This is a genomic window from Streptomyces beijiangensis, from assembly GCF_017315755.1.
GTDB lineage: Bacteria > Actinomycetota > Actinomycetes > Streptomycetales > Streptomycetaceae > Streptomyces > Streptomyces beijiangensis.
Window position 1 is genome coordinate 1 of sequence record NZ_JAFLRJ010000148.1, and the last position, 8,207, is coordinate 8,207.

General features: G+C 68.5%; 6 protein-coding genes, 1 tRNA gene and 3 pseudogenes. 3 read left to right on the plus strand and 7 right to left on the minus strand.

All coding sequences use genetic code 11. The features are described from left to right. Positions 1-28 precede the first annotated feature (28 nt). Positions 29-451 (plus strand): arsenate reductase ArsC, encoded by a 423-nt coding sequence (locus J0695_RS16210; RefSeq protein ID WP_206962764.1) that lies wholly within the window; start codon positions 29-31, stop codon positions 449-451. Between the two features lie 314 nt (positions 452-765). Here J0695_RS16210 and J0695_RS45665 read toward each other — a convergent pair. Then, a pseudogene (locus tag J0695_RS45665) lies at positions 766-816 on the minus strand (hypothetical protein); the annotation flags it as partial. Positions 817-1,562: 746 nt separating this feature from the next. Here J0695_RS45665 and J0695_RS46360 point away from each other — a divergent pair. Beyond that, the gene (locus tag J0695_RS46360) at positions 1,563-1,934 is read left to right on the plus strand and encodes a pentapeptide repeat-containing protein (protein WP_505383608.1); all 372 of its coding nucleotides are present in this window, start codon (positions 1,563-1,565) and stop codon (positions 1,932-1,934) included. Next, positions 1,931-2,357, plus strand: a pseudogene (locus tag J0695_RS46365) (site-specific integrase); the annotation flags it as partial. The gene J0695_RS46360 and the pseudogene J0695_RS46365, both read left to right, overlap by 4 nt. Before the next feature lie 30 nt (positions 2,358-2,387). Here J0695_RS46365 and J0695_RS16220 read toward each other — a convergent pair. The 6 genes and pseudogenes from J0695_RS16220 to J0695_RS16245 form a co-directional block, all read right to left on the minus strand. Next, positions 2,388-2,463: transfer RNA gene (locus tag J0695_RS16220), tRNA-Lys, on the minus strand. 53 nt (positions 2,464-2,516) lie between these two features. Next, the gene (locus J0695_RS16225; protein ID WP_206962760.1) at positions 2,517-4,067 is read right to left on the minus strand and encodes an amino acid permease; all 1,551 of its coding nucleotides are present in this window, start codon (positions 4,065-4,067) and stop codon (positions 2,517-2,519) included. A 49-nt stretch (positions 4,068-4,116) separates the two neighbouring features. Further along, positions 4,117-4,392, minus strand: a pseudogene (locus tag J0695_RS16230) (FG-GAP repeat domain-containing protein); the annotation flags it as partial. A gap of 200 nt (positions 4,393-4,592) precedes the next feature. Continuing rightward, positions 4,593-7,022: a DEAD/DEAH box helicase gene (locus J0695_RS16235; RefSeq protein WP_206962762.1), complete on the minus strand. Its 2,430-nt coding sequence runs from the start codon at positions 7,020-7,022 to the stop codon at positions 4,593-4,595. Positions 7,023-7,220: 198 nt separating this feature from the next. Beyond that, on the minus strand, positions 7,221-7,715 hold the full coding sequence (locus tag J0695_RS16240; RefSeq protein ID WP_206962763.1) for a hypothetical protein: 495 nt from the start codon (positions 7,713-7,715) through the stop codon (positions 7,221-7,223). Between the two features lie 124 nt (positions 7,716-7,839). Then, positions 7,840-8,190, minus strand: a complete 351-nt coding sequence (locus tag J0695_RS16245; RefSeq protein WP_206962765.1) for a metallopeptidase family protein — start codon at positions 8,188-8,190, stop codon at positions 7,840-7,842. Positions 8,191-8,207: the final 17 nt, after the last annotated feature.

The window sequence follows — 8,207 nt, forward strand, 5'->3', positions numbered from 1 at the left end:
GTTGATCCCCACCCGTAAGGAAGAACTGATGTCCTCCACCCCTGCCGCGTCCGTGCTGTTCGTCTGCGTCCACAACGCGGGCCGCTCGCAGATGGCCGCCGGATTCCTCGCCCACCTCGCGGGCGACCGGATCGAGGTCCGCTCGGCCGGGTCGATCCCCGGAGACCAGGTGAACCCCGCCGCCATCGAGGCGATGAAGGAGATCGGCATCGACATCTCCGACCAGAAGCCGAAGGTCCTCACCACCGAAGCCGTCCGGGCATCCGACTACGTCATCACCATGGGCTGCGGCGACGCCTGCCCAATCTTCCCCGGCAAGCGGTACCTCGACTGGTCCCTCGAAGACCCCGCCGGACAGGGAGTCGAGGCCGTACGCCCGATCCGCGACGAGATCCGCACCCGCATCGAGTCGCTGATCGCGGAGATCGACGCGAAGCCGCCGCACGCATGACAGCCGCTCTGGCGGCAGCGACGGGGAGCTACCACCGATTGACCGTAGCCCGGGAGGGCATACCGCCCATCGCTGCGCTGCGCGCCGAGGGGATGCGCGGAGACCAGCTCGACGTTCACCGTGCTGTCGTCGTACAAGAACAATCCCTCGACAGCGCTGTTCGAACTGTCAGGACAACTCGAACTCGGCGTGCGGTGTTGCTCGTTGCCGCACGGCCTCGAAGGCGGATTCGCAGAGCTTCGCCACCTCGGGGGCTTCGTTGCCTGGCGACGCGAGAGCCGGCGCACGTCCTCCCCGGCGGCAATGTTCAGCCCGTCCGTCACGGCGAGCTCGAACCGGATGTACTCGCCGACGGGCGTCGACACGACGCGGGCCGGAAGGACCTCGACGCCTCAGGACCCTCGTCACCCTTCAACTCCAGGAAGAACTGCACCATGCGCCGAGGAATCTCCACCACCGACTCGTGACCCGGAATATCCATCTCGTCGAGGCGCTCGTCGTTCACGAGCGGCGGCCCCCGCTCGGATTCTCCGGGTCCTTACTGAGCTTCATCACGGCCATGACGCCCGCCTCCGTTGACGGTAGCGATCGACGTACCACAGCTTGCCCGCAACTCAGTTAGTGGAACAGGAACTTGCCGGAACCTTCATGGCGTCGGGGCAGAGCTCTCGGGCTCGGTGCAGGCGGAGCATGATCGTGGCTAAGGAATCGTCCCGTAACTGCTGGTCGCGGGCTAGGTGATCTTCTGTGGCTGGTGTCGCCGCCCGGACGGTTCCGCGTAAGGATGGGCGGCGTGCAGCCCCATACCGACCGTCGCATCCGCGTGACACCGCCCGCGCTGACCGGGCCCGATGTCCAGCTGGCCCAGATCGCCTCGCTCGACGCCGGCCGCGGCCTCCTGCACGGCTTCCACTGCGTTGGGGCAGAGCTGCGCGATCTCGAACTGGACCAGGCATATCTGACCACTGGCCGCGTCACCGGTCTGCGTTCCACCCGCACCGACTTCACCGGCGTCCGCACCGACTCCCTCGCATTCGAGGATTGCGCGCTCGGGACACTCCAATGGAGCAAGGGCAAGCTCTCCAGATCCGCGTTCCGCGGGTGCAAACTGATGGGAGCCGCGTTCACCGACGTGACCGTCGACAACGTGCTCTTCGAAAACTGCCGACTCGACTACACCGCTTTCACCCGCCTCCGGACAGCCGGCCGCCTGGTCTTCTCTCGTTGCGTGCTGACCGAGGCCAGCTTCACCGGCTGCGACCTGCGGCACGCGGTATTCGATGACTGCACCCTGCGCCTGACGGAGTTCGGCCGCGGCTACTACCGGAACTGCGACCTGCGCGGCAACGACCTCTCCACGCTCCTCGGGGTGCACCGACTGGAAGAGGTCATCATCAACAGCGGCCAACAGTTCCAACTCGCCGAGGCCCTCGTGGCAGCACTGGAGGTCACCTTCGGCGAGGACCTCGACGACGAACACTGAGCAGTCCCGCCAAGGAGATCGTCGTCGACGGCTGGGACCGCTACGAGTCCGATCCGAAGACCGACGGCAGCGCCAACACCATCGCGCTCGGCAGCCTGAACATCGCGGTCCTTCGGGGCCACAAGGCTCGCCAGGACGCGGAGCGGGCCGCCTGGGGCTCGGCCTGGAAGGAGTCCGGCAAGGTCTTCACTCAGGCGGACGGGTCCGCACTCCACCATCGTGGTCACCTCTGACACGTACACGAGCCTGCTCCCCGAGCTCGATCGTGAGATCGCCGAGATCGCCGCAAGGCTCGTACCCAGGGCCCGCCAGTCCGCCGCGGTCCAGGCGAATGCCGGCGCATCCGCTCACGCATCGCTCACGCACGAGACCCAGAACACAGAAGCGCCTCGGCCAGAAGAGACTGGTCGAGGCGCTTCTTAGCAGATCAGAGGGGTATTCCCCTCTCGCTCTTGGTAGACCGTGTGGGACTCGAACCCACAACCAATGGATTAAAAGTCCACTGCTCTGCCAATTGAGCTAACGGTCCGCGGCTGTGCTCCCCCGAGCATAGCCGGACGGGAGCGCAGCGCCGATCTGGTATCAGGGGTCGATGGGCTCCGGGGCCCCCTTACGGGATGCCTCGCGCACCTTTGTCCGCACATGGTCAGGATTCAGGAACCAGCGGCGCGCCGAGGCGAACCACCACACCGCCGCGAAACCGAGCACGGCCAGGACAGCCACCGGGGCGTAGTTGAAGGTCTTCCAGGTGACCGGCGAGACCTGCGGCAGCATGAAGAGGACCGTGATCACCGCCACCCACACCACCGCGACGATCCCGATGGGCCGCGAGAAGCGGCCCAGGTGCCAGGGGCCGCGCTGGAAGTCGTCGCCGCGCAGGAGACGCAGCAGGGTCGGGATGACGTACGCGATGTAGAGCCCGATGACGGCGATCGAGGTCACTGCGGCGTACGCGGTGACGTTGATCAGATACGGCAGCCCGAGGACGAGCGCGCTGAGCGCGGCCAGCCAGACGGCGGCGACGGGGGTACGGGTGCGGGGGCTCACCGAGTGCCAGATGTGCGAGTACGGCAGGGCGCCGTCGCGTGAAAAGGCGTAGATCATGCGGGAGTTGGCGGTGACGGAGGCCATCCCGCAGAAGAGCTGGGCGCCGATCACGACGAGCAGGAGCAGCTTGCCGCCTGTCGCGCCGACCGCGTCCAGGAGGATCTGGGCGGGGGGTGCGCCCGTCGGGGATCCGAGCTCCTTGTCGTACGACTGGATCGCGTACGTGAAGCCGAGGAGCAGGACGAAGCCCGCGACCCAGGACGTCCAGATCGACTGGACGATGCCGCGCGGGCCGGCCGTGGAGGCGTCGTGGGTCTCCTCGGTCATATGGGCGGAGGCGTCGTACCCGGTGAAGGTGTACTGCGCCATGAGGAGGCCGATGAGGACGACGTAGAAGCCGCTGCCGAAGCCGGTGTTGTTCACGAAGTGCGTGAAGACGAAGGACGTCGACTGGTGGTGGTCGGGGGTGAAGGTCAGGGCCGCGACGATCACGACGACACCGACGACGTGCCACCACACGCTGACGCTGTTGAGAATGGCCACGATCCGCACGCCGAAGGTGTTGAGGAGGCCGTGCAGGATCAGGATCGCGGCGAAGAGCAGGATCGTGCGGCCGGGTGTGACCTTGAAGTCGAACTGGAGGTTCAGATACGCACCGAGGAAGGACGCGGCGCCGAAGTCGATGCCCGCGGTGACGGCCACCTGCCCCAGGACGTTGAACCAGCCCGTGAACCAGGCCCAGGCGGCGGCGCTGCGCGGCGGGGCGAGGCGGTGGGCCCAGAAGTAGAGGCCGGCGGAGGTGGGGTAGGCCGAACAGATCTCGGCCATGGCCAGCCCGACGAAGAGCGTCATCAGGCCGACTCCGACCCAGCCCCAGGTGATGAGGGCGGGGCCGCCGGTGTTCATGCCGAACAGGTACATCGTCAGGCAGCCGGAGAGGACCGAGATGATGGTGAAGGAGACGGCGTAGTTGGAGAATGCCGACATCCGGCGGGCGAGGACCTGGGTGTAGCCGAGCTCGGCGAGCCTGTCCTCGTCGGACTGCGGGGCTGCGGCGGGTGTTCCGCGCGGATCTGGTGTTGTCATGCCCCCAGCGATTCCCTCGCCGGGGGCATGACATGCGCCAACAGGTGGCCTAAAACAGGGACTTGTAGCCCTTCCAGCCGGTGGCGATCTGGACGCGGCCCCCGAAGGATCCCTTGCCGTTGCCGTCACTGCGGTAGAGCCTCCCTGCCGAGTCGCGCACGACGAGGTCGGCCTTTCCGTCACCCGTGGCGTCGCCGACGCCGACGATGGCGTTGTACGAGGTGCCCCAGTTGGAGAAGACCTTCACCCGGGCCGCGAACTTGCCGTCGGAGCGGCCCGCGTAGAAGTACATGTCCCCGGTGGTCTTCTGCCGGACGACGAGGTCGGCGCGGCCGTCCGTCTGAACTTATGACGGTGTATCAGGATCCCCACCAGGCCTCCCCGGACCCTCGCTTCGCACCTGCATGCGAGAGCCGGAGGCTACAAGTACACGGGGCACCGGACGCCGGACAGCGGAAGGGCCCTGCCCGATGCGGTGCATCGGGCAGGGCCCTTCCGGTCAGTCAGTCAGCCAGTCAGCTGCGATCAGCTGCGCTTCCAGCGCGGCTTGTCGTCACGACGGCCGAACGTGCCGGTCTGGGTGCCGGTGTTCGGACGGTGGTCGTCACGACGGCCGGTGGGGCGGTCGCCGCTGCTGCCGCCGGCGCGGAAGCCGCCACCGGTGGCGGGACGGTCGTCACGACGGTCGCGGTTGAACGGACGGTCGCTGCCTCGGTGACCACCGGTGGGGCGGTCGCCGCCACGGTCGTCACGGTTGAAGCCGCCCGAGGGACGGTCGTCGCGGCGGAAGCCACCACTGGCACCACCCGAGGGACGCTCGTCACGACGGTCACGGTTGAAGCCACCACCCGAGGGGCGGTCGTCACGACGCTGGAAACCGCCCGAGGGACGGTCGTCGCGGCGGAAGCCACCACCGCTGCTGCCACCCGAGGGACGCTCGTCACGACGGTCACGGTTGAAGCCACCACCCGAGGGGCGGTCGTCACGACGGTCACGGTTGAAGCCACCACTGGCGCCGCCCGAGGGACGGTCGTCACGACGCTGGAAGCCACCGCCGCTGGTGCCGCCGCTGTTGCCGCCGCGGTAACCGCCGCTGCTCCCACCGCTGTTGCCGCCGCGGTAGCCACCGCCGCTGCTGCCACCACTGTTGCCACCGCGGTAACCACCACGGTCGTTGTCACGGCGGTCGCCGCCGCGGTCGTCACGACGACCGAAGTTGCCCCGGTCGTCACGACGCTCCTCGCGGACCGGCTCGGCCTGCTCGGGGACGGTCACCGCGGCTGCGACCTCGGCCACAGCGGCCTCCGTCACCTCGGCGACAGCGGCCTCGGGGTCGTCTCCACGCTCGCGCGCGGCACGGGCGACCAGGCGGTCGGCCTCCCCGCGCAGCTCGGTGGCGCGGCGGGTGGCGCGCTCCAGCTCCTTGGTGAGCTGGGCGACGTCACGCTCGGCCTGCTTGGCGGCGTTGTCGGACGCGTCGGCCTGGACCTCGGTGAGCGAACGGGCGCCCGTGATCTCGGCGACCTCCGGCTCGAAGGCGCCGGCGCTCTGGATGATGTGGCGCGAGGCGTCGACGCCCGCGTCCTCCATCAGCTTGAAGATCTGGCGGCGCTGGTGCGGCAGCGACAGGGAGACGACGACACCGGACTTGCCGGCACGGGCGGTACGGCCCGAGCGGTGCAGGTAGTCCTTGTGGTCACCGGCCGGGTCCACGTTCAGGACCAGGTCGATGCCGTCGACGTGGATGCCTCGCGCGGCGACGTCGGTGGCCACGAGGGCGTTGACGTAACCCTTCTTGAAGTCCTCAAGAACGCGGGTACGGGCGCCCTGCGTCATGCCGCCGTGGAGCGCGTCGGCCTTCACACCGTTGTCGATGAGCTGCTCGGCGATACGGTCGGCGCCCAGCTGCGTACGGACGAAGATGATCGTGCGGCCCTTGCGGGCTGCGATGGCGGCCGTGACGGGCGCCTTGTCCTTCGGCTTCACGACGAGGACGTGGTGCGACATGGTCGAGACATTGCCCTGGGCGCTGTCGACCTCGTGCGTCACCGGGTTGGTCAGGTAGCGCTTGACCAGGGTGCCGATCTCGTTCTCCATGGTGGCGGAGAAGAGCATGCGCTGGCCGCCGCCGGGGATCTGGTCGAGCAGCTCGGTGACCTCGGGCAGGAAGCCCAGGTCCGACATCTGGTCGGCCTCGTCGAGGACGGCGATCTGGGTGTTCTCGAGCGAGCAGGCGCCGCGGCTGATGATGTCGCGCAGACGGCCCGGGGTGGCGACGAGGACGTCGACGCCGCGCTCGAGTGCGTAGATCTGGTTGCTCATCGACGTACCGCCGCAGACGACCTTGATCTTCAGGCCGAGCACGTCGCCGTACGGCTGAAGCGCGTCCGCGACCTGCATCGCGAGCTCACGGGTCGGGGTCAGGATGACGCCGCGGGGCTTCTTCTTCTCCGTGCGGCCGCCGGAGAGCTGCGTCAGCAGCGGCAGGCCGAAGGAGAGGGTCTTGCCGGAGCCGGTACGGCCACGGCCCAGGATGTCCTTGCCGGCCAGGGCGTCCGGGATGGTCGCGGCCTGGATCGGGAAGGGCGCGGTGACACCGTTCTGGGCGAGCTTGCGGACGATGCCCTCGGGCAGACCGAGGTCGCTGAAGGTGATGGTGGGCTCAGAAGGCTCGGCGGGCTCGGAGGCCTCAGCAGCCTCCACGACCTCGACGGTCTCAACAGCGTCAGAGGCCTCAACGGCCTCAGCAGCGTCGGAAGCCTCTTCGACGGCAGTCTCGACGACCGCGACGGTCTCGACGACTGCGACGGTCTCCGCGACCTCGGCGGTCTCGACGACCGCGATGGTCTCGGCGACCGCTTCGACGATTTCGGCGGCCTCTACGACGGCCTGCGCCTCGGCGACAATCTCGTCGTTCTCGGGCATGACGGTGTGGTCAGAACTGGAATTGGACATACGAAATGCGAAACCTCTCGGAGTCTCGGCACGCGCCCATAACTCCGTGAATCGCAATTTCGACCGCCTCAATGCGGTCCAGCCACGGCAAGGGAGAGTACGCGCCACACGGCGCTCTTCTTTTTCGGCGCCGGGCAATGGGATCAAACGATCTATAACCATACGCACCCTCCCCCCCTCGTGGCAAACCGGGCCCTCCTAAACCGGCCTCACCTGCGGAGACGCCACCGGCTGCCGCAGTGCCAGGGTGTGCGTTCCGACCTCCGGGTCCGGCGAGGGCGTCGGCCCCGGAGGGGTGCTGCTCGGCTCGGGCGAAGGGCTCGCACTCGGCTCCACGACGGGCGGCTGCGAGGGCGGCGAAGGGGCGTCCGACGGTGCGCCTGAGGGCGGCCGGGAAGGCAGTGGGCCCTTCGGGTGGCTCTGCGGGGGTGCTGCGGGCGCGGAGGCGCCCGGCGAGGCGGACCCGGAAGGTGAGGGCGACCCGCCCTTGCCGTCCGCGCCCTTCTTCCCCGGGGCGCGCCCATGGCCACCCTGCGCCGCCCCGCCGTCCGGCTCGGCGGCGGCGCCCCGCAGCGAGGCGGAGGCCGACGAGGAGGGTTTGCCCGGATGGTCGCTCACGCTCATACAGCCGGCCGTGGCCAGAGCCGCCAGCGAGACGACCACCAAACGGGCAGGGGCAGGCAACTGGCGCACGGGGCACCACCTCCGGGGCATGGTGAGTGGATTCACACTCCCAACGCCCTTTCGCCCGCCAGGGACACGCCCAACCCGGCTACCGGGCTACCGGGCTACCGGCCCCACGACACCGCGGCCCCGCTCACCCGTACCCCAGTGCGTGCAGCCGCTCGTCGTCGATCCCGAAGTGGTGCGCGATTTCATGGACGACGGTGATCTCGGTCTCAGCGACCACGTCCTCCCGGTTCGCGCACATCCGCAGCGTCGGCCCCCGGTAAATGGTGATCCGGTCGGGCAGCACGCCCGCGTACCACTCGCCGCGATCCGTCAGCGGGGTCCCCTCGTAGAGCCCGAGCAGCTCCGGGTCCTCGCTCGCCGGTTCGTCCTCGACGAATACGGCCACGTTGTCCATCAGTCGCGTCAGCTCGGCCGGAATGCGGTCCAGCGCCTCACTGACAAGCTCCTCGAACTCCTCACGCGTCATCTCCAGCACGCGCCTATTGTCGGCCA

Excerpts from the sequence above, each read along its gene's own strand:
- J0695_RS16225 (WP_206962760.1), bottom strand. The coding sequence starts at position 4,067 with ATGACAACACCAGATCCGCGCGGAACACCCGCCGCAGCCCCGCAGTCC.
- J0695_RS16210 (WP_206962764.1), top strand. The coding sequence starts at position 29 with ATGTCCTCCACCCCTGCCGCGTCCGTGCTGTTCGTCTGCGTCCACAAC.
- J0695_RS16235 (WP_206962762.1), bottom strand. The coding sequence starts at position 7,022 with ATGTCCAATTCCAGTTCTGACCACACCGTCATGCCCGAGAACGACGAG.
- J0695_RS46360 (WP_505383608.1), top strand. The coding sequence starts at position 1,563 with ATGGGAGCCGCGTTCACCGACGTGACCGTCGACAACGTGCTCTTCGAA.